Source organism: Microbulbifer mixtoriginis (SeqCode), assembly GCF_052466695.1.
Genome location: NZ_CP174285.1, coordinates 2664671 through 2686126, shown reverse-complemented (window position 1 = coordinate 2686126; position 21456 = coordinate 2664671). Strand labels below are relative to the sequence as shown.

The following is a 21456-nucleotide window of genomic DNA, read 5'->3' as shown; positions in this document are numbered from 1 at the left end:
AAGGTATCTTAAAAAAATAAGGCTATATTATACGCTCTGAAGGTCCTAAGTACCGGTGAAGCCGATTAAACAAGAGGCAGGTTAGAAGGTGTTGGTTTGAACCGTTGGTGATCTGGGTTTGCCATATAAAAAACTGGAAAATAGCGTTTATGTGTGAAATTTAATGGTAATAAAGTACCGATTAGGGGAAAAATACCATTAAAATCAGGGTAAAGAGAGTGAGGAATCTCTGAGATATGTTGAGGTGGTGAAACAGCCTCATCTATTTATATTCAGTGTGAGAGTGAAATGTGCTTAGAGGGGACGTATCATTATGTAGCTTTAGATGTTTCAAGCTGCTGATCGTACATTCACCTGCCGGAAAAGCGTGTTGATGTTGTTATCGTGAGGTTAAATTTTATTTGATTGTGTAGAAGTTTTGGCAGTCAAATACACCTTTAAATTGATTTTCTATTTTGTTTGGTTAGAATCCGCGCTTGCTAATAATCAAAAATTTTATGCAATGATTTTTTCCTGTCTACTTAAGGGTCTAGCAGGTGGGCCTATGTTTGATTAAGTGGCAGCATATCTTTGGCGTGCTAAAAAAATAATTGCCGACTCTTGCATGTGTAAAATCGGCACTTTGCTCGTGGATGAGATGCGCATTATGTCCCTATTTCGTATTTTTATTTTTCTTAAGCCCTCGAGGCTGTTATCTCATTTCTTTTTCTTTAGAAAATTATTTCATGCGCAGTTGTTGTTATCTTTTCTGATACTTTGTGTGCTTTCTTTCGCGGCTTATGCGGCGGAAATGAAAAAGATTATGGACTCTCCCCTATCCACCATTCGAGGTGGAGCAAAGCTTGAAATACAAGCTTTCTCTGCACTGCCCAGCAGATTATTCCAGCCTGGAGAGCCGGTAGCAATTAGCTGGTCTGTACCAGGTGCGACCAAAGTAACTTTGGTCGATAATAGCGATGGCACGCGACTTGAGGGTCTTCAGGCAGAGGGGCTTGTACGAGTAGCTCCTAGTACAACCACCACCTACACCCTTTTCGCGAATGGTCCTTCTGGAAGTAAAACTGCAAAGATTGAAGTTACCTTAGTTTCAGAGCAGCCTGTTAATCGATGGGAATTATCATCGTCAAATATAAAAAGTAACTCTTTACTGAAGGATAAAAAAGTACAAGGCTTGCAAGCTTTACAGAAAATTCAGCAAGGTTCAGAGTCCATAAGTGCCTCACTCACCGCAATGGATGATGGCAGTATTTACCAGGGCAGTTTTGATGGAAACTATTACCAGTTTTCTGCCGAGGGGGATATATCCTGGACCTTGGAGGATGTAGGGGTGGTAATGAATCAAGCTGCGATTCTGGAAGATATTGTTTTTGTAGGTGCTAATAGCCCTGATGGAGGGCGTGTTCTTGCATTGAAACCCGATAAATCCATCCTGTGGGAAGTAAATACTACCAGTGGTGTGATAGCGAGCCCTGTTATTAATACAGACAGCGGTATTCTTTATGCTGTTAGTTATAACGGCACTGTCCTCGCTTTAAATAATGTTGACGGCAATGAGCTATGGCGTTATCAATTGCCTGATGGCGCAACAGTGAACGCCTCACCCACCCTAAGTGAAGATGGAACCGTACTCTATATTCATAGTACCAACCATCGAATTTTTGCTCTCAGAACTGAGCCAGAACCAAAAGCTATCCCGCTAATAGTGATCCCAATACCAGATGGCCCAGTGGTGATAGTGCCGAAAAATATTCCTGCTCAGGATCCACCAGAGCTAGAGCTGGAATTGCCGACATTACTCTGGCAACGTGATCTGCAATCAGAGAGCTAATTGCAAAAGTATATCTTGGCTACATTGTTAGAATTATTCTGTTAACTATAAGTTTGGCAATGCATATCGACCTATAGCTGCATTTTTACTCATAAATGCAATAAATATAAGAATTAAAATTATGACTAGACTTTCAGAATGTCTGCAAGGGTTTATCAAAATTTTAAGTGTTTTGTTGTTGTTAAATCTTGGGTTAGGTGTGTCAAATGTATTGGCAGATTACCTAACGGTGGCACCGACACATAGCACGGATGGTCGAATAGATATTAAAACGGTTTGGTATGATGGATGTTCAAATGGGGGATGTCCGGCATGGGGAGGTAAAGGGCGAGCGACAGATATAAATAGTTGCGAATTAAGATCAACTTGCGGTTATAAATGGTCATCGGTGGAGGTTTATCACAATGACCAGTTTCAAAAAATTTTAGAAAGTTCCATTTCCTATGAACCTGAAGATGAAAATTATACCCTAAATGTAGACGAAATTGGTACTTGGAGGTTTGAATACAGGGTTCTCTGGGTACAGTCTGAAGGTGAGAATTGCGGGGGGCTTGGTGTCAAGTGTTCAAGGACAGTGGGGCATCTTGTAGAAAGCAAAACTATCACAGTAGGTAACCCTATAACTGCCCCAGATTCATTTTCTATTACGCCCAATAATGTTGTCGAAGGGGGAGACTACACCTTGCGCTGGAGTAATCCCGGGAATGCTACCAAGATACGCCTCTTCGAAAGAACCTCAACTACGACCAGCGCTCCTCTAAAAGAGTGGAATAGTCCATCTCTGGTAAACACTTATACACCACCCACTAAACCCGTGGGAGCTTATTATTATCAGCTTCAAGCCTGTAACAGCCTAGAGTGTAGTCCCCTATCGGTAGAAAAATCCGCTACGGTCAATCCGAATCAATCCCCAACTATCAACTGGCTGAATGGTGGCCCTCATGGGGATACTTTTAATCCAGAAGTAGAGGTAGAAAAAACTCTTTATGTCGAGGCGAACGATTCTGATGGATCAATTCAAAAAGTTGAATTTTTTGAAGATAGTGATAATGGGACACGGCCATTAGGCACAGCGACAAAAGATTCCCAGCAATGTCAGAACTGCTATCGTCTTAATTGGACGCCGGTCAACTGGACACCGAGTGAGGTTGCACAGGTAGAGATTTGGGCAACAGCGACTGACAATTTAGGGGCGTCGAGTTCGCTTTCAGGGCAAAAGGCGACGATAACAATAGATCCTAATAGTCCTCCTAGTGGCCGACTATTGAACCCTCCGAATGAGATTGCACAATACAGTTCTGTCATTTTACGTGCAGAAGCGGAAGACACGGATGGCACACTTACCTCAGTAAAATTCCTGCTAAATGGTAGCTCGATTGGAAGCGGTACGGAGAATGACGGCGTTTACGAGTTACCTTGGACTTCCCAGTATTCGGGCAATTTCATTTTGGCCGTTGAAGTAACCGATAATAAGGGGTTGAGCCATGTATCTAATACTCATTCACTCAGTGTAACCGCGGTTACTGTACCGGCAGCACCGACTAGTTTGAAAATTGACGGTGAGGCGCAACCAGAAATCAATCATACCGGTAATTACGCTCTGGCCTGGGCTCTTAGCGCGGGAACAGAGGAATACCAAGTTGAACACAGTATTGACGGCTCAGCATTTCAGCCACTAGCAACAACCGAAGTAGAAGGCTTATATCAGTCTAATCAAAGTCCAGGGGAATACCGATATCAAGTCCTCGCCTGTAATCCTGCCGGATGTAGTGAACCGAGCGAGGAGATTGCTATTACAGTAGAAGCCCTAGTGGCTCCTCTGGGATTGTCCGCTCGCCCATACCCTGATTCAGGCGATTCCACACCGGAGTTTACCGACAGTTATACCTTAGGTTGGAGCCCAGTCAGTACCGGGGAGGTACTTTATAAGTTGCAGGAAAAGCCTGGTGGGCTGGAGTCACTGGAGCCCTGGAAACTAATTGAGCAAGGAACAGAGACCAGTTTTATTGTAGAAAATAAAAACGCGAGTGAATATGCTTATCGAGTACTCGTATGCGCTGTAGATGATGAACAAATCTGCAGCGAACCGAGTAATCATATTTCGGTTTCTGTTTTGTCTCCTGTGCTCACCATGGCAAGCTTATCTTGCGATGGGGACTGTATCGCACTGTCTGGATTGGGGATGGATCCGAACCTGTCCCTGACATTAACTGGCGTGGCTGATCAAGACATACACCAGACTTTTAGTACTGCTGACAGCGCGCTCGATTTTATTTCAACCGGCAGCCTACAGGTTTTTATTACCCCCGATAGCCCACTGTATCAACAGTTGTTTGAACTTGGAGTGCGGGCAACTGTTACCAATCCAAATGGTACTCTTGGCGGTATCACTGCCTATGGCGATCGGGCAACTGAGATTATTGGCGAAACCAGCTCCTCACCAGCCATCGGTCCAAATGGCACTCTTTATGTGGGTGCTGGCAACCAACTTCATGCATTAAAAGAAAATGATGGCAGTAATGTGCAAGAGCTGGGATGGCCTTTTACCGCCGGAGGTATTATCCGCGCTACTCCCAGTATCGATAGCGTGGATGGTACGATCTATGTAGGCGCTCTGGATGAAATCTTCTATGCAGTAGCCCCCAATGCCATCGAAAAGTGGCGTCTGCCTACCAGAGGTAAAGTGGTTTCGCAGGCGGTGCAAGATGAACAGAGAATTCTCTATTTTGGTACCATTATTGGTGCAACTGAAGATGATGCGGAAGAAAATATAGAGGGACAAGGGGGGATACTTTATGCCGTCAACGCGACTGCAGACAGCGAACAAGAGCGCATAAAATGGACCTATCCTGTTAATGGTGGCATCGCCAAGGAGCCTGTTTTAGCTGGCACCAATACCCTGTATTTTTCTACGGTTGAGAGTGAACAGATTTATGCCCTTACTAGGGACAATGAAGGTCCCGGCAAACTGGTTTGGGAAAGTGTTGGTGATCCATCCCTCTGGGAGGATATCGGCAACTGGCAGCCTGACCCATCAAGGGAACCGGAGTTTCTCTCTGTAGCTCGTCTCTTCCGAAGCTTATTGCAACCTGAATTGCCCTTCCATCGAAAAATTCTTACTTTCTGGACTTTTCAGTTGATCGGTGGCAGCACCACTGAGCAAGGGATTGCCGAAGCCTTTTTGGCCTCAGATAGCGGCCAAGCTAATTTCCCTGATGTTTTTAGTATCTCCGATCCCGAGGTGAGAGCAGAGGCTTTTGTCGACACTCTTTACCAGCGTTTATTTCCCGGGCAAGGCCAGCCGGATTTAACTTGGGGCGGGCGCAGCTACACCCGTGAGGCATTGATTATGACGGCAGAGCAGCTATCCCTTGCTCACGCTGCAGCACTATTTGCGCAATCGGAAGAATATGTTCTCACTACTAATGCTGTGCTTCGCCAAAGCTTTAAGTATTTGTATGAACAGGACTACAGTTGGGCGGTTACTACCTGTGATGAAGGTGATATATACACTCGTGACTGTGATGGCGACGGACTTCCTGATTGGTGGGAGATTTTGTTCCTTGGTAACACTTCCTATGGTGCCGATGATGACCCCGATAGAGATGGGGTGAGTAATATCGAGGCGTTTACGAGCCGGACCAGTCCCTGTATCAATGGCTGTTATAACGGCATCGTAGAAACGCCCCCGGAACCTTCCGCTCCTATATTGCCAGAGCCTGAGGCGGTGGCGATTTCTGCTGAGACCGGTACTCTGCCGGGAGAGTTTAGAGTCAGTGAATCCGGGGCTGCGACCTACTCAATTCCGCTGAGCCTACCTGCTGGCACTGCTGGTGTCGTTCCGCAACTCTCACTCAATTACTCCAGTCAAAGGGGCAACGGCTTGCTAGGGCACGGCTGGCAACTCGGCGGTCTTTCTAGTATTACACGTTGTCGCCAGACCCTAGGACAAGACGATAATAATAGCCCGATTACCTGGGGTTCCGAAGATCGTTTTTGCCTCGACGGCCAGCGCCTGTTGCTAGTTAATGGGGGCAATTATGGTGAGCCAGACAGTCAATATCGCACTGAAATAGACAGCTTTGGTCTGGTTACTGCCCATGGTGGCGGTGCGGGTAAGCCGGCTTACTTTACCGTTGAGCGCAAAGACGGCTCTATTAGTTACTATGGCCGGGATATCCAGGGTAATAATGCCACGCAGGCCTTTGATGGATACGGCATTCTGAGTTGGGCGGTGAGTCGTACTGAAGACAGTGCAGGCAATCCCATTGATTTCTTTTACGATCGTGACGGCGGCCACCGTATCCGCGAGGTCCATTATGCCTATGGTGCCGGCAACAACTCCGCTGCTTCAGTTTTCTTTGATTATGAGGCACGAGAAGATGTGATTAGTGGTTATGTTGCCGGAGCGCCTTTAACTATCAGCCAGCGCTTACATGCCATCCAGGTAAAAGGCACACAAAGTACGCCGCTACGTCGCTATGAGCTGGACTACCTACAAACCGATTATGACGGAGATACATTGAGCCGTGTTGAACGCCTGCGGGAGTGTGCTGGCACCGTGTGCCATCCCGACACGGTATTTGAATGGCGATTGCCAGCAATTTTCACTTCTTCCTATTTAGTGGACACAGTTAGGCTGAGTCACCAGAGCGATAGAGCGGCTGTTGCACCGCGGCCAGCCGATATCAATGGCGATGGGCGGATGGATATTGCTTGGTTAGAAGTCGACTGGGATGACGATGGCAAAATCCACGATCACTATGTGAAATATGTGTTGGCGGAAGAGCAGGGATTTGGTCCCGAGCAACAGGTATTTAAGTACGGAGGCAGCTCACGCAGTCCCTATAGGTGGGAAGTGTTGGACTACAATGCCGACGGTCGCTCAGATGTAGCCATCTTTCACCGCCAAGGTAAATATAGTGGCCAGTGGATGCTGCATCAATCTGTTTATAGTGCAAGCGCCGGCAAATGGCAGCTGTCTACAGTGCCCAAAGCGATTCTCAGTGAGAAAGATGCACGTTTTATGGACATTAATGGCGATGGCCTAGTCGATGCCGTAACCTCATCTGGCTATCGCCTGTTAGAGCCTTCCGGGGAGTCTACAGGCTCTGATAGTTTCTATCATTTTGGCCCCGAGCAACCTTGGCAGATGCCTGCATTGGAACCCTTTGTCCTAGGGAACAATGAATCCACTGCGCTTTACTTGAGTCCGGATGTGATCGGCGATTTTGATGGCGATGGCCAGGTCGACTTGATTTTGATACACACCAAACAAACCTGGGAGGGAATGGGTGGTTTACAGGCCCAGAAGACCCGAGCCTATATTGCCAAGGTACGCGACAATCAGTTGATCCTCGGCCAGCGGGTGATGGATGATATACAAGAAGATGGGTTTAAAAGTGATAGCGATGACAGAGACGCAACTCCTCTTGAGCGCCATGAACATCTTCACCGTAAATTACAGGCTGTCGATATCAATAGCGATGGGCTGGTAGATTTGGTGCAGCATGATAAAACCGGAGAGGTTAACTATCGCTATTGGTTAAATACCGGTGCAGGGTTAAATGACCCTATAGATTTAGGCAGCTTCCCAGAAGATGCCCAGCCCAGCTGGTTTGATTACGAAGGCGATGGGGATGTAGACCTTGTTTGGCGCTTAGAGGGTGGCAGTGCGTCGGATGAGCTAAGACTGCGTCGCTGGCAAAGTGACCAGCAAGCTTATGCTGCAGAAGAGGGGTTTAAGACTACTCGTAAAGAAAGCTATAACCTGTTTCTCGATATGAATGGTGATGGCATTACAGACTGGATGGAATTCGCAGACGATTATCTCCGCGTTTACCACGCTGCGGATCATCAAATCATTCCTAATGTGATTGAAAAAATCACCAATGGCTTGGGTGCTGAAACCAATATCCTTTTTGGCTCCAGTGTTACTTCGGATCACTATGCGCGTTTAGATATTGACACAGTGCTCGATACACACTGCTCCAATGGGGACACCGAGGATATTAAAAACTGGTGCACTCAATACAAGATGGGTTCCACCGCTGACTTTTATCGAGAGCTCAATGGCGACTTACAAGGGCACCATACGCTCGGAAAAACTGGCCCGTTATTGGAGGTGGTTGGCTCCCAAGTTATAGTAACCAGAGTGGAAAGTAGTGCGCCGGCCACGGAAAGTGAGGCTGCAGGAGCCGCCGATCCGGAAGCTACCAGCGCTATCAGCTATTTCTATGGCCGTGCCCGTTTGCAGGCAGGAGGTCGTGGACTATTGGGCTTTGCCAGCCTGCGCACAATAGACGAGCAGAGTGGAATTAAAACTACCACTCATTACCGCCAGGACTTTCCCTTCCTGGGTTATCCACGACGTACAGAAACCCATACAGCTGAGGACAAGTTATTAAGTAAGTCCGACAGCACCTGGGCGTTGCAGGGGTGGCAGTCCGACTTTCCAACAGCAGCGCTTAGCGGCACTGCTCAGTTAGGGCCTCTAAAGCCCTTTCTCTCGACCAGCGTGGAAAAGTCATATGACTTTGTTGGCGATGGGCAAACTCAAGGCGATTTGCTGAAAACGATCACCACCAGCACCGAGCAGGATGAGCATGGTAACCCCACCCGTATTCTTGCAGTTACTACTGCACCGGGTGGCGATCGCTTTAGCACCGAGACTATTAATGATTATGGGAGTGGTCGTGTTGTCTTCCAAAACCCACAGCACACCTTCAATGGTTATGCGGAGCTTGGACGTTTAAGCAGCGCGACTGTAACCCATAGTCGCACGGAGGCAGGTCAATCGTACCGGGCAACACGTCGGAGTTCCTTTACTTACTACGAAAGTGGTTATGAGGCGGGCTTGCTTCAAAAAGAAACCCTGGAGCCTGGTGACTTACATGAACTGATAGCTAGGTATGAATACGATAGCTTTGGCAACAAAATTTTAGCTGAGCAATCCACCGCTAATGAGCCCCCTCGCAGTCAGCGTTGGCTTTATGACGATAGCGGGCGCTTTGTCGATAAAGAAATGAATGTCTTCGATCAGACGCTCAATCAAGTGCGCCAGCGAAACGCTGCTGGACAGCCAACAGAGATGATCGACAGTGTCGGTGTGGTTAGCCAGATTATTTATGATGTTTTTGGGCGCCAAGTGCATAGCTACAGCGCTACAGGTGCTCAGAGTAGTAGCCTTCTGGCCCCTGCGGGAGCGCTTTGCCCTGATGGAGCCAGTATCCAGCAGCATAACTATAGTGGCGGTGGCAGCGAAACATTAATCTGCTTTGATCGTCTAGCCAGAGAGATACGCAAAGCCAGCCGTGCCTTTGATGGCAGCTGGAATTATGTCGATATAGAGTACGACAATGTGGGCAGGGTAAAACACCAGTCCGAGCCCTACATTACTGGCGGTACTAGCTACTGGACCACTTACAATTACGACCGTCTCGGTCGTGTGATTGGCACCGACCTTCCGGGCATCAGTAACAGTGGAGGTACACGTTGGGACCTCACGGTGGAGTATCAAGGAACTACTATCACCTCCAGCAACCCCAAGGGGCAACGCCAGGTAGAAACCAATAACGTCCTTGGTGAGAAACTGTACATTCAGGACAATGCCAATAATATCCTTGAATTTACCCACGACGCAGAAGGCCAGTTACTGCAGGTGACGAATAGAGGGGACGGCAGCCGTAACCTGATAACTAAAATGACCTACGACCTGTTCGGCCGAAAAACTAGTATGTCTGACCCAGACAAAGGTATTTGGCAATATGATTACAACGGCTATGGTGAGCTAATACGGCAAACGGATGCTAATGGTCAAGTTGTCGAAAATTTTTATGATCAGCTCGGCCGCTTATTCACACGAATTGATTTCGACAATAATAATGCGTACGTAAATACCACTGTATGGTTGTATAACAATGATGTAGTCACTGATGGGAGCGGTGTTCCCCCCACTGCTCTGGTACGAGTGGAAGAGTTTGAAACCGGTAATAGTGATAGCTACAGCCAATTGTATGGCTATGATGCATACGGCCGCTCTAGCGAAACGCTGACAAGCTTCTCTGTAGAGAGCGGTGATGATCACTACGAGAAAACCACTTACGACCAATTCTCGCGACCTTTTCAGATTTTCGATGCCGGTGGTAGCGGCAACTGGGAAAGTAGTGCTATTCGCCATCACTACAACCAATATGGTTACCTTCATCAGATTGTCGATGCGGAACAGCGTAACCTTGCCAGCGCCGAACGGTTTTATACCGTGCTTGAGATGGATGCCCGCGGCAATGTCACCAAACATCTCAGTGGCAATGGTGTCACCACGGTAAAAGACTACGACCCCGCAACTGGCCGCCTGTTAGGGAAAATGGCCAGTGTGTTGGGTATCGGCGATATCCAGGATCTCAGATATGAATGGGATAATCTTGGAAATCTCAAAAACCGTGAAGAACACAGCGGTGATAAAAACCTGCGCGAAAACTTTGTCTACGACGAATTAAATCGTCTGACTAGTACCCAGGTTACTGGGCGCGAAGCCCAAATTACCAGCTATGATGACCTTGGCAATATCACCTACAAATCGGATGTGGGGGAATATCGCTACGGCAGCCAGTGCGATACAGGCTACGGCCCCCATGCCGTCTGTGAGACTATCGATGAAGATGGTAATACGGTTAGCTACCAGTATGACCATAATGGCAACATGCTTGAAGACAGCAGTGGAAGAAGTCTTAAGTATTCCACCTTCGATAAGCCTATTGAAATCAAAAAGTACGGCCATAAGACCGAGTTCAAATACGGCCCGGATCGTATGCGCTTTTTGCGCATCGATACCGATAAAAATGGTGCGGTTACCGAAACCCGTACTATTGGCAATGTCGAGAAGATTACCAGAGCCGGTACTACCGAGATCAAACGCTACCTGCCTGGCGGCGCCTTGATTACCTTATCGACTAGTAATGGCGATAATGAGACTCAATTCCGCACCACCCAGTACCTGCACACAGATCATTTGGGCTCACTGGATGTGGTCACCGATAACCATGGGCGGATCGCCAACGATGGTCAAGCCATTTACAGCTTTGACGCCTGGGGGCAACGCCGCAATGCGCAGAGCTGGGAAGCCCTCCTCAGTGCAGAGCTGAGCGAATTCGATACCCGTATCACCACCCGCGGCTATACCGGGCATGAAATGTTGGATCAGGTGGGCCTGATTCATATGAATGGGCGGATATATGATGCCAAGCTTGGGAGGTTTTTGCAGGCGGATCCGATAATTCAATTCCCATCGAATACTCAAAGCTATAACAGATATAGTTACGTGCTGAATAATCCATTGAAATACACGGATCCGAGCGGTCATTTTATCCCTGCAGTAGTCGGTATTGTTATGGCAATTGCTAAAGTAAAAGTCGCCTATATCGCAATTACGGTAGGTGTTCTCTCTTTTGCCCAGGCATTACATGCGGGAGCCAACTTCGGGGATGCATTAATAGCAGGTGTATCGGCTGCTGCACTATCCTATGTGGGAGGGACAATAGCGCAGGGTACTGGGTTTGGCTTCAATCTAGAAACGCTAGGTTTTTCTGTGCTTGGAGGAATAACTGGTGCTTTGCAGGGTGGCAAGTTTGGCCATGGGTTTATTTCGGCTGGAATGGGTGCTTTTACAGGCGGGATGCTCCAAGGCGTAGAAAATGTAGGGGTGCAAGTTGTAGCAAGATCAATAGTGGGTGGAACCATGTCTAAAATCACAGGAGGAAAGTTCGCAAATGGTGCGGCATTCGGTGCATTTTCTGCATTAGTTGAAGGCTTTGTAAAGCATGCTACAAAGATTACCAATGACTTGAAATTAAAGTCATGTGGTTTAAATGGGTCGGTATGTAAATATAACGATGCTGGGGAATTGCTAACCGATGGTGGAAGAGGCTCAAAACAAATAGAAGGTACTGATCCTGGCGATGGTAATTTTATTACCAATGGCGGAATGGCTCCAGAGGGTAGTGGACAACATCTTTATGATGAAAATAGTATGGTAGGCAGATTTGTAAATAAAGTTTCTAAAGTCCATGATTACTTCAATTCTGACGGCTCTAAACTTTTAGGTTTCAAAGGCTATGATGAGTCAACAGGGCTGTGGTTGAGTGGTAGTGAGACATATAATACCGCTTATCAAGTTTATAGCTTTGCAGGGATGTTGCCTGCGGCAGCAGTTACAGCTTCGGCGCTAACCACAAACGCTATATTTACTGATCCGTATGTTCCTTCAGCCATGTATAATCACAGTATTACTAAGGATAAGTATAAAGATGACTGAGCGGATTGAGGCTTTACTTAGATGGCTGGTATAGGTTTGATTGATAAAGTCCTAGTTCTATGTTCTTCAGCTATAGTGGCTGGATGTGTGGCTGCTAGTACATCGCCTTATTTTGTAAGACTTGATCCGGTTGGTGAAAAAATAGTCAAAGAAAAGTATGGTATTGGAATATTCTATTTTCATTATTCTAGACACAGGTTTTCCAGCTACAAGAACTCCCGAGAAGAAAATCTATATCTAGATGGGGTTGAAGAGGAAGTTCGCCAAAAAGATATTTGCTTAGGCAGCTTTACTGTTATTAGGGATAGTATTTCATATTATTCTGAAGGTGGTGAGGTTAGCGTTTTAGTAAAGTGTGATATTTAAATGATTGCAGGGGGACGCCCCGTTATGAAATCAACAAGCCCAGGTAAAACTAAAGGGGTCGTAACGAATATTATTTATTCAATAAAAAAGCCCCAGTCAGCAATCATTGACTGGAGCTTTTGTTTTTACTCAGTCGTTAAAACAGAAGCACCTCTTGGCCGATGTTTCTGCTTTGATTGATGCTAAGAATTTCGCTCCTTTAAACCTTGATTGAAATAACGCAGTTTAGTTTATGGGACACAGTGTACGGCTAGCATCTCCTTACAATCGTACGCAATAGCTACGCCCTAAAAAGGGTGGATAATGGTTGTAGTTATACAAATATAAAATTTTGACTCTAACCCAATTAGGAAATCTATGAAAAAGCCTACATTATTAATATCGTTGCTTATAATGTTGACGTCAGCCTCAGCACATTCCGCAGGGTCAATTGGTACCATTAGCACTTACTATTCAACCAATAACGGAAGCGTTGCACTTAAATTGAAAGAAGGATTTAGTGACGAAGCAAAAAATGAATGTCCAACATATAATGGCTATGCAGGCATAAGCGGTGACGATGACCCTATCCTGAAATCTACATTGCTATCCGCCGCCGTAGCAGGTAAAAAAGTAAGGCTGGCTGTTGATGGTTGTGAAAACTCCTGGATAAAAATCACCGCAGTCTATGTAACCATTTAACCAGTGTTCAACTCTAAAGCGAATCAGCTGATCATGTAAGTATCCCCCGGCTTTGCCGGGGGATACTTACTGCCATAAGCCCTAGCGGCGCCGACCACCTAAATTACTGCCGAAGATCGTCCTCGGAAAGCACTTGGATATCTGCACAAGAACCGGAGAAAGCTCACGATTTACACTGAAGACGGACAGGTAAATATCGACAACAACGTGACCGAAAATGCCATCCGCCTGTTTGTGAACGGTTGTAGTCCCTGGTTGTTTAGTGGCATACCACGAGGTGCCAAGGCGAGTGCTGCATTATACGGTTTAATCGAAACAGCCAAAGCCAATAGACTTAACTCGTATGATTACCTGCCCCGAGCTTACACCGACTTATCACGCGCGCAAACTGTCGAGGAAATTGAATCTTTATTGCCTTGGAATCTTCAGAGCGTAACGGAAGCAAACCCGCCGAATGAATCAAAGGGTGGCGTTAGCTGAGTACTTATGGAACACTGACCCCCGTACAAACTTCGCTAAGTTCGGTTTGTTGCCATGTTGGTGCTTTTTTTTGAGGCTCTCAGGGTTAAGGTATCATCGATGGCAAGGTGGATAACGTCGTATCTGTGCAAGGAAATCAGTAACCTCGTAAACTGATTGGCCAGTGCAAGCCATGACCACTTTCCTTTCTGCAACCACTTGTAGTAACTGTTCCAGTGATTGCGCATATCCAACATCAAGTAGGCTTCGGTCACAAAGCCCGCCGGTGTTAGTATTGCACCCAGCAGCAGCTCGATAAAAGTCCGAATCGATCTTGCGAGTATGCTTTGCGTCAGAAATTTAATCAAATAGTTCATGGGGGATGTTGCAACACCTTTTCATGCGCATTATAACCTTCAGTTGTGTACTCAACACATTCCTGGAGGCCGCGCCCTTTACGCCATGCCTTCGGCATAGCGAGGCGAAACTTTCTTCGCCTCTATCTCAAGCTATTTTTTGTCCGTTTTTTGACCCGTGAAACCCTAAACTCTAGAGCTGTATTATTCTCGTAAGAATAACTCAGCCACTTCCTTTTTAGCGGCAACAACATAGGTAATCATCAGGTTCCCTTGATTAACATCGGTCAAGTAATCGATATCCCTATGCATGTTCCCCAAAATGGAAAAGTTATCGGTGTCGAGATTGTATGACCACAGCTGGTCGTCTCGATTGATTGAGTAAATCACATTATCTTTGATAACAAATCTCTTTTCGCTACCTTGATCATCCAGCTTCTCAATTAGTTGGTCTTCAGCAGGGCCGGGCTGCCAGAAGCGGTTCATATGGTCCATATAGATCAACCGGCCATCTTTAGCTCTTTGGGCCCAGCTAACTGGTTTTTCATTGATAAACCTGGTCTCAAGGCTATCTAAATCGACTTCTGCAAACTGTGTAATCCCTTTAACCGTCAAGGATAGTAACGCTGAATTATCGATACTGTCCCACTGGAAGAGCTGATCAACAGGCGCATTCAGGGGCAAGCCCTCTACACGGCCATCCAAGAAAATTTTATTGAGCTTGTTATTGGCATTTACCAGAATACTTTTTCCATCGGTAGACCAATGGATACCGTCGATATTGGTATCGATTGGAAACTGAGATACCTGCCGTAAATCACTACCATCAGTCACCCACACCTGGTCTTCACCAGAGCGCCTGGAGGTAAACGCAATCAAGTTGCCATTGGGTTGGAAAATGCCGTCATCCTCCCCGGAAATCGACCGTGTGGTGCTCGGGTAAATTGTGCTGACATCTTCTTCTGAAGGTGTGGTGCTAGCCCCAGGCAGGTTTAGCGGTATCGAGGCAATATCACTATCGTATTGCCCTTTAATAACCAGTGCCCTATGTCCATCTGGATGAAAGTCTGGAGAGCTGGCGGACTGGTCCAGGGGTAACTGAATTTTACTGACCTTGCCATCATAGGTGAGAGAGAAGAGTCTTCGCCCTGTACTAAAGATTAGCTCATCCTCTCTCGGTGAAAAGTTAGGGGAAATGGCTCTGTGTTCAGATATCTCATCTGGATAGTCAATCGGATGGCTGGTTAAAAGCGCCCCCTTAGAATCCAGCATATCGATATAAAGCTGGCCATCTTGATGATAGCTGGTGACGGCTATTAAATCGTCATCGATTGAATAATCAAAGTGGGCTAGGTTTCCCTCTTTCAGGTCATAAAGTACCTGACTCGTGTTATCTCTCACTGAATATTTGATTAGCCGCCAACGATCAGACTCATTATGCAAAATAGCGAGGTCATTGTTATTTAACCATACCGGATTTTTAATGGCCGAGTTCTTACAGCGCATTAATACATTTGGTTGTTGTGGGCTTACCATAGCTTTTTGGAAGTCCAGGCTTACCAGGTTGTAACAGGTATTCTGGGTTAGCGGTATGGTACAGTCTTCTTCGGAAATAAATACCAGTTTCTTGCCATCCGGTGATAATGTATGGCGGCCATAAGTACCCCATTCGGGAGTTAACTCCGTTTCCTGCTGGGTATGTATATTCCTGGCCCAGATTTTATTCACACAGAGCTTATCTAAATAGCGGTTAAATATAATATATTCACCATCAGGCGAATATGAGGGGCCAAACTCTTTGTGATCCGTAGCCGTTACTGCCTGCAATCGATCAAATATAAGCTGAGCATTATTTTGGGGTGAAGAGTAATTAAATCCAACAAATACAAGCAATACCATCCCGATAAGCGCAAATATTGGGAATCTATTTGGTTTAACTGGCTGGATTTGATAATTCGGATTGCTTGGTTGTTTATCTATTACAGGCTCAGGGGGAGTAGGAGAAGGGGCGTCTTCTTCCGGTGCTGTCTTATCCTGTGAAATAGAATCATCATTCTGCCAAACAATATCACATTCCAGGCTATAACCCTGTTTGGCGTGGGTTCTAATATAAGACTGCTGCTTTCGATCCTCGCCCAAGGCTTTTCTTAGCTGCGCAATACTTCTTTGCAGCGTATTCGGTGTGACTATTGCATCGGGCCAGACCTCAGACAGTAGCTCATCCTGGCTCACCACTTTTCGCTGATGCTTTGCTAAGTAGGTTAAGACGGCAAGGGCTTTTGGGGGGATAGTTTGTGATTGCTCATGTCGGGTGATCTGGTTTCTGGATAAATCAATAAAGAAGTCACCCACCCAATATTGTAAAGCCATTGATGTATCTACCTGAGCAAAATTTGAGCTGAATTTTTGCCATCGATACTAGCATAAACCCTGATTACAGCTAAAGCGCATCATGTAACCTATTGATAAATAGACATTTTATGCCGGCAGCAGAAAGTCATCGAAAAATCAGGAGTACTTCAGGTGTTTCACTGGCTCCTTGTTTAGATTGAGCGCTTCTCCGATCACATGTAACGGTATAAATACTGATATGAAAAAGCGTTTACTAGTCGCCTTTCTCCTGTTGCTACCTATCGCTGCCCTTAAAGCAGGTGAGCATAAGGCCCTGGAGTTATCCACAATCCAAGTAATACCCATTCAGGATTCCAGCAATAACAGAGAATACGAGCTGTTTATTAAGCTGCCTGAGAAATATAAGGAGAGTGATACTAAAAAGCATCCGGTTATTTACTATACAGACGCTTTATGGGCGGTTGAAATGCTATCTGCCACTACTGAATACGCACTGGAAGATGCCATTTTGGTGGGTATTAGTTGGCAGAAGGATATGGCCGGTGCTGAAAAAGAATGGTCGAGTCGATATCGGGACTTTAAACCGGCAGTTCTCTCTAATAAAAAAGATAAAAAAACCTATAAAGGAGAGGCCCATCAGTATCTCGCCTTTTTAAGAAATGACGTTATAAAGTATATCGAAAGCAATTACCGCGCGAATCCAGATAATCGTACTTATTTCGGTTACTCATTCGGGGGGCTCTTTGGGGTTTATGCCTTAATAAGCCAACCGGATACTTTTCAAAACTACATTATCGGTAGTCCATCAAGATTGATAGGCACTTATATGGATTCTCGGCTTGAATCAGAGCCTAACAAACCATTGATGGAACTACCCAAGCAAACAAACGTATTTATTGCTTACGGTGCATTAGAGAAGGAGCTGGGCGCTACGGTAGAAAGGTTCGTTAGTGAGTTAAAGGAGCAAGAATTAGCTAACTTAACTCTGGAGCCTACGGTTATCGAATCGGCGAATCACACTACAGCTTTCCCGAAGACTTCAGTGCGCAGTATTTATTGGCTTGCCGATAAGCTGAAACACTAATCAATGGTATATCGAGAACATATTAATAAAAACTTCAAAGCTAAATTGAGGATATAAGATGATTTTTAAGAAGCTAATCACAATCGGCCTATTGTACGGCATAAGCGCGACTGTAGGCGCGGTAGCCTTACAGGCACCAGAAATAAATATGGCCGACTATCGTAGTGACCTCCCAAGCCTGGAGAGATCCACGCCAAAGCTCAAAAAGGCGTTTATTGATACGGCGCCAGCGGATAGAAAAGACGGTATCCTTGTTGGAGAGATAGATAAAATCAAAGAGAGCTTGCAACAGCTGGCCCAGGAAATAGCGGATAACCAACACACACCCTACGATAGCCTGCTTATCGCCCAAAATAACAAACTGGTTTTTGAATCCTACTATTCCCTTGGACGTGTAAACTTGCCTCACCCGCAAGCATCTGCCACCAAGGCCTATACAGCCCTGGCAATTGGTCGGGCGATACAGTTAGGTTATTTGACCATGGCAGACCTGGACAAGCCTGTCATTTCCTTTCTAAAAGGGTTGGATCGGAAGCAGCTTGTTAAAGGCGCAGAGCTTGTTACATTGAATCATACCATGAGCATGCAGTCAGGAATTCGTATTGAAGAGGAAAAACTGAGCGCCTTACTGGAAAACAAAGAGCAGTTAACTGGGAAAAAGCTGGCTCAAATCTATTTGAGCCATAGCAAACCGATAACCTCAGAATCGCAAACCTATTTATACCAAGGCTCAGACCCAATGATTGCAATGTTGGTTCTGGATGCCGTGGTTCCCGGTTCCGCCAGTGACTTTATTAAAAAAGAGCTGCTAGAGAAGATGGGGATCAATAGCTATCACTGGAAGGAAGCCGTTAAAGGCGTACCCCAGGCAGGGTCAAGAGCCATGATGACATCTCGCAGTATGGTCAAGTGGGGTGCATTGGTACTCAATAAAGGCAAATGGAATGGCCACCAGCTGATTCCGGCAGCGTTTATCACCAAGGCCACTGGAAAGGTAGCTGTACCTACAGATGATGAGTTCGACTACACCAATTTCTCCTATGGTTATTTCTTCTGGCGAACCCCTCTGAAGGTTGGCAACAAGAAATACTTAGCGAAGTTCGGCTGGGGCGGTGGTGGCCAGTACGTGATCTCTATTGAAGATTTGGATTTGGTAATTGCGATCACCGGCCGTGGTGATGATGATAAAACCCTGGATTTAATAGAGAAACGTATTCTGCCTGCCTTTGCTATATCCACTTAATAGAAAGTAGTTAAAGCAAACTATGGGCCTATATTTTTTATAGGCAGGGTGTTTAAGTAGTAACTTCAGAGCTTCCTCAGTCACTTCTGCTAATGTTAAATAGAGGGGCTGAGGAGGCTTCGTGGCAACTTGATACTGTATTATAGGGAGGGGAGGCTTAGGAGCCATCCCCACTAGAAGTAGCCAGCTCTTAAGGGTTTTCATCAGCCGCCTTCTGGTGCTTTTGGATACGCCTGTAATTTTCCTCTCGGTGAACAGGTAAAGATCTGGGAGCGTGTATCCCTATCTTTACCTGATTACCGTTAACCTCCAATACGGTGACTGAGACATTAGCTCCAATTCTCAGGTTCTCTCCGGTCCGGCGTTTTAAAATTAACATGCTTATTTCCTTTGATCATCAAATCATGGAGTGGCCGTTCCACAGTGGGAAAGCTTGGGAAGTACCAACTGGAAATACGAGGAGGGGCACGAGAACGGTAGGCGTAAAAGAAGAAAAGGCGGGCGCTAGACTCCCAGTGCTTGGGGAGTCGCCTCAGGCTGCTGAATGTGCAACCTTTTATTGAAGACGAGCGGGTTTCTAGCGTACCATTCATGTAGCCACTTTGATAACTGTGATATCAATTTGGTTAGCTGGCCCTGGGTGTTGCCGCACCTTGGGTCAGCGCCTTTTACTTACTCTTATGTCACGCTACCGTTCTCCCTTGAGAGTGGGTCTTTTAGAAAACTCTTGATGTTCTTATTTTATCTTGGGCTGTTGGCTTGTAGAAGCTGGTTTGATCACTGCCCACAATGTTGATAAATATCTTTCGATTCTACGCAGCTTTAGCGCTGAAGAAAACTTAATAAAATCCAATAAGATTATTTGGGCGCCTATATTTTACTGGTTGTCTGGGGTTATATCTGACAGATGATTGGTATATTGCTCTGTAGAATTTGTTATTTGTTATTTGTTATTTGTTATTTGTTATTTGTTATTTGTTATTTGTTATTTGTTATTTGTTAATTTGGTTTATATTTTTAACTCGCTAGAATTTCTTGCGTCTTTGATGTGGTGAGGCGGTGTTATCAAAAGAGCTGAAAGGTGGATGATGAAAGCAGGAATTATAATATTTCTGCTAGCCTCTTCCTCTACGATTTCTCAGGCAGGAATTCCTGAGGTGTTAAAAGCGGATAAAGCAGATTTTATGTGTTCTCTACCGGAAGCATATGGTGATACGAAATTGTCTTTCCATGTGTCCAGCAACCAACTTACAGGTTTGACAGTTGCTTATAAGGAGCATAATGTGCGTGCCCAAAAAAATTACTTAAGGGTATATCTTCGCCTTCATGGGATTCTCCTACTGTGGCTTATGAAAATGTAGACGGTGATGAGGTTATTCATTACTTTTCCTCTGTTTCTATGAAGAGTCAAAGTTAGGCACTGGTAAGCAGTCGAAATTTATTGTCTATTCTGTCTATGAAAAAAAATAGATAGAAGAATTATTGATGATTTTGGTTCATTGGTTCCCGTAAACTGTTGGCCAGCTTTTTTGACTTGCCGAGAATGATAGCGCTAGAGAAGCGGATAAACGAAATACTGCAAATAGCTGGAATTGTGCTCGATGGTGAATAAACCTTAAGCGTCGTTTATCCTGTTGGACTCTTCAATCCACTGCAGGTAAAAGCCCACATTTTTTGTATAGCCAGTGAATATATTTATTAGCTTTTCCATAAGTCTATCAAGATCTACTTCAAGCTTTATCTCTTTGTCAGCGGAAGAAATGTCATTGTTGCTGAGTATAATATTTTCAGTCGGTGGGTTTGCTGGATTTCTAGTGTAGTGAATAGCTGCATCTCTAGCGGTGAGTTCGTATGTATTCCTTTTTATCATCATTTAAGGGTCAATATTTTTTTCTATAAAATTATTCCGAACTAAAGGCGATTTTTGGGTTTGCCTTTAGCGCTTATTGGAGGTGATTTGAGCCGTTTTTTGTCAGTTACTGTAGCTACCACAACGACTATAAAAGTAGCCGCACATTGTAAGGTGGCCTCGCAATCAGATTTTAGGCATTATCAATTTCATTATCCCACTGTTTTTCAAGGCCTGCTTCTTCCAGATTGATTGATCCCACACATAAAAACTAGGACAAGCTCCTTCTTTGATAAGACTTTTACTCGAGTTTGACGAAATAATAATCCTTTGGTTGTGAGGTACTATCTACCGGTGAGGAGGGGGGATACCAGCGGAAGTCCGCTACCTAGAAAGGGGGAAGGGAGTTTAATAGCTGAGGGTTGCCCCACCTATGAGGAAAAGGTTGCGAAACTCTAAGCAACTGAAGATATTTTTGTGCAAAGCCCAAGGGCGGCTCTTAGGGTGATTATTGTTGGGTTCTGTCGCAAAGTTTGCGACAGAACCCAAAGTGGACCGTTGAGGTTGGTGTTTACTTGTGGATGACAAAAAAGGCTTTTAGGTTTCCTATACCCAAAAGCAATTTATTGGCTCAGCGTAATTTCACCGCCCTTAGCAGGCAATCCGGATACCGGCAGCGAATCACCGCTGTCTTTTCGGCGAATATCCACGGCGGTAACACTGCTGGAGAAGGTTTTAGATACGGAACCGCCGGTGCTGCCGGAACCGCCAGTGCTGCCAGAACCACCGGTGCTACCGGAACCGCCGGTGCTGCTGGAGCTATCCGAACTGCCGCCCCCGCCGCTACAAGCACTGAGAGCTATTAACAGCAGTGCAGAGACAGCAGATTTAAGTATGAAGTTTTTCCCGTTCATTAGTTTGTGCTC

At 45.6% G+C, this 21456-nt stretch carries 13 protein-coding genes; 8 read left to right on the top strand and 5 right to left on the bottom strand.

The features are described 5' to 3' along the window. Positions 1-556 precede the first annotated feature (556 nt). From ACJJI0_RS11805 to ACJJI0_RS11785, 5 genes are all read left to right on the top strand, one after another. A complete protein-coding gene (locus tag ACJJI0_RS11805) occupies positions 557-1828 on the top strand; it encodes a BamB-related PQQ repeat family beta-propellar protein (RefSeq protein ID WP_444882715.1) in 1272 nt (423 codons plus the stop codon). A 574-nt stretch (positions 1829-2402) separates the two neighbouring features. After that, positions 2403-12140, top strand: a complete 9738-nt coding sequence (locus ACJJI0_RS11800; protein ID WP_444882714.1) for an RHS repeat-associated core domain-containing protein — start codon at positions 2403-2405, stop codon at positions 12138-12140. A 21-nt stretch (positions 12141-12161) separates the two neighbouring features. Continuing rightward, positions 12162-12506, top strand: a complete 345-nt coding sequence (locus ACJJI0_RS11795; protein WP_444882713.1) for a hypothetical protein — start codon at positions 12162-12164, stop codon at positions 12504-12506. 357 nt (positions 12507-12863) lie between these two features. Further along, complete coding sequence (locus tag ACJJI0_RS11790) at positions 12864-13187, top strand: hypothetical protein (RefSeq protein WP_444882712.1); 324 nt, start codon at positions 12864-12866, stop codon at positions 13185-13187. Between the two features lie 102 nt (positions 13188-13289). After that, on the top strand, positions 13290-13667 hold the full coding sequence (locus tag ACJJI0_RS11785) for an IS66 family transposase (protein WP_444885932.1): 378 nt from the start codon (positions 13290-13292) through the stop codon (positions 13665-13667). Positions 13668-13702: 35 nt separating this feature from the next. Here the strand turns inward: ACJJI0_RS11785 and ACJJI0_RS11780 are convergent, their stop codons facing one another. Both ACJJI0_RS11780 and ACJJI0_RS11775 read right to left on the bottom strand, forming a co-directional pair. Then, on the bottom strand, positions 13703-14023 hold the full coding sequence (locus ACJJI0_RS11780; RefSeq protein ID WP_444882711.1) for a transposase: 321 nt from the start codon (positions 14021-14023) through the stop codon (positions 13703-13705). 183 nt (positions 14024-14206) lie between these two features. Further along, a complete protein-coding gene (locus ACJJI0_RS11775) occupies positions 14207-16372 on the bottom strand; it encodes a winged helix-turn-helix domain-containing protein (protein ID WP_444882710.1) in 2166 nt (721 codons plus the stop codon). Positions 16373-16592: 220 nt separating this feature from the next. On the opposite strand from ACJJI0_RS11775, the gene ACJJI0_RS11770 reads away from it, so the two are divergent. Together ACJJI0_RS11770 and ACJJI0_RS11765 are read left to right on the top strand one after the other, a co-directional pair. Next, the gene (locus ACJJI0_RS11770) at positions 16593-17438 is read left to right on the top strand and encodes an alpha/beta hydrolase (RefSeq protein ID WP_444882709.1); all 846 of its coding nucleotides are present in this window, start codon (positions 16593-16595) and stop codon (positions 17436-17438) included. Positions 17439-17496: 58 nt separating this feature from the next. After that, entirely contained in the window at positions 17497-18681 is a 1185-nt protein-coding gene (locus ACJJI0_RS11765; RefSeq protein ID WP_444882708.1) for a serine hydrolase domain-containing protein, read from the top strand. Positions 18682-18871: 190 nt separating this feature from the next. Here the strand turns inward: ACJJI0_RS11765 and csrA are convergent, their stop codons facing one another. Continuing rightward, on the bottom strand, positions 18872-19060 hold the full coding sequence (csrA, locus tag ACJJI0_RS11760) for a carbon storage regulator CsrA (RefSeq protein ID WP_444882707.1): 189 nt from the start codon (positions 19058-19060) through the stop codon (positions 18872-18874). A gap of 709 nt (positions 19061-19769) precedes the next feature. Between csrA and ACJJI0_RS11755 the strand changes: the two genes are divergently transcribed. After that, positions 19770-20042 (top strand): hypothetical protein, encoded by a 273-nt coding sequence (locus tag ACJJI0_RS11755; protein ID WP_444882706.1) that lies wholly within the window; start codon positions 19770-19772, stop codon positions 20040-20042. A gap of 254 nt (positions 20043-20296) precedes the next feature. On the opposite strand, the gene ACJJI0_RS11750 is transcribed toward ACJJI0_RS11755, so the two are convergent. Further along, positions 20297-20554: a hypothetical protein gene (locus ACJJI0_RS11750; RefSeq protein WP_444882705.1), complete on the bottom strand. Its 258-nt coding sequence runs from the start codon at positions 20552-20554 to the stop codon at positions 20297-20299. Between the two features lie 599 nt (positions 20555-21153). Beyond that, on the bottom strand, positions 21154-21444 hold the full coding sequence (locus ACJJI0_RS11745; RefSeq protein WP_252083255.1) for a hypothetical protein: 291 nt from the start codon (positions 21442-21444) through the stop codon (positions 21154-21156). Between the last annotated feature and the right edge of the window lie 12 nt (positions 21445-21456).

Excerpts from the sequence above, each read along its gene's own strand:
- ACJJI0_RS11795 (WP_444882713.1), top strand. The coding sequence starts at position 12,162 with ATGGCTGGTATAGGTTTGATTGATAAAGTCCTAGTTCTATGTTCTTCA.
- ACJJI0_RS11790 (WP_444882712.1), top strand. The coding sequence starts at position 12,864 with ATGAAAAAGCCTACATTATTAATATCGTTGCTTATAATGTTGACGTCA.
- ACJJI0_RS11780 (WP_444882711.1), bottom strand. The coding sequence starts at position 14,023 with ATGAACTATTTGATTAAATTTCTGACGCAAAGCATACTCGCAAGATCG.
- ACJJI0_RS11775 (WP_444882710.1), bottom strand. The coding sequence starts at position 16,372 with ATGGCTTTACAATATTGGGTGGGTGACTTCTTTATTGATTTATCCAGA.
- ACJJI0_RS11770 (WP_444882709.1), top strand. The coding sequence starts at position 16,593 with ATGAAAAAGCGTTTACTAGTCGCCTTTCTCCTGTTGCTACCTATCGCT.
- ACJJI0_RS11765 (WP_444882708.1), top strand. The coding sequence starts at position 17,497 with ATGATTTTTAAGAAGCTAATCACAATCGGCCTATTGTACGGCATAAGC.
- csrA (WP_444882707.1), bottom strand. The coding sequence starts at position 19,060 with ATGTTAATTTTAAAACGCCGGACCGGAGAGAACCTGAGAATTGGAGCT.
- ACJJI0_RS11755 (WP_444882706.1), top strand. The coding sequence starts at position 19,770 with ATGAAAGCAGGAATTATAATATTTCTGCTAGCCTCTTCCTCTACGATT.
- ACJJI0_RS11750 (WP_444882705.1), bottom strand. The coding sequence starts at position 20,554 with ATGATGATAAAAAGGAATACATACGAACTCACCGCTAGAGATGCAGCT.
- ACJJI0_RS11745 (WP_252083255.1), bottom strand. The coding sequence starts at position 21,444 with ATGAACGGGAAAAACTTCATACTTAAATCTGCTGTCTCTGCACTGCTG.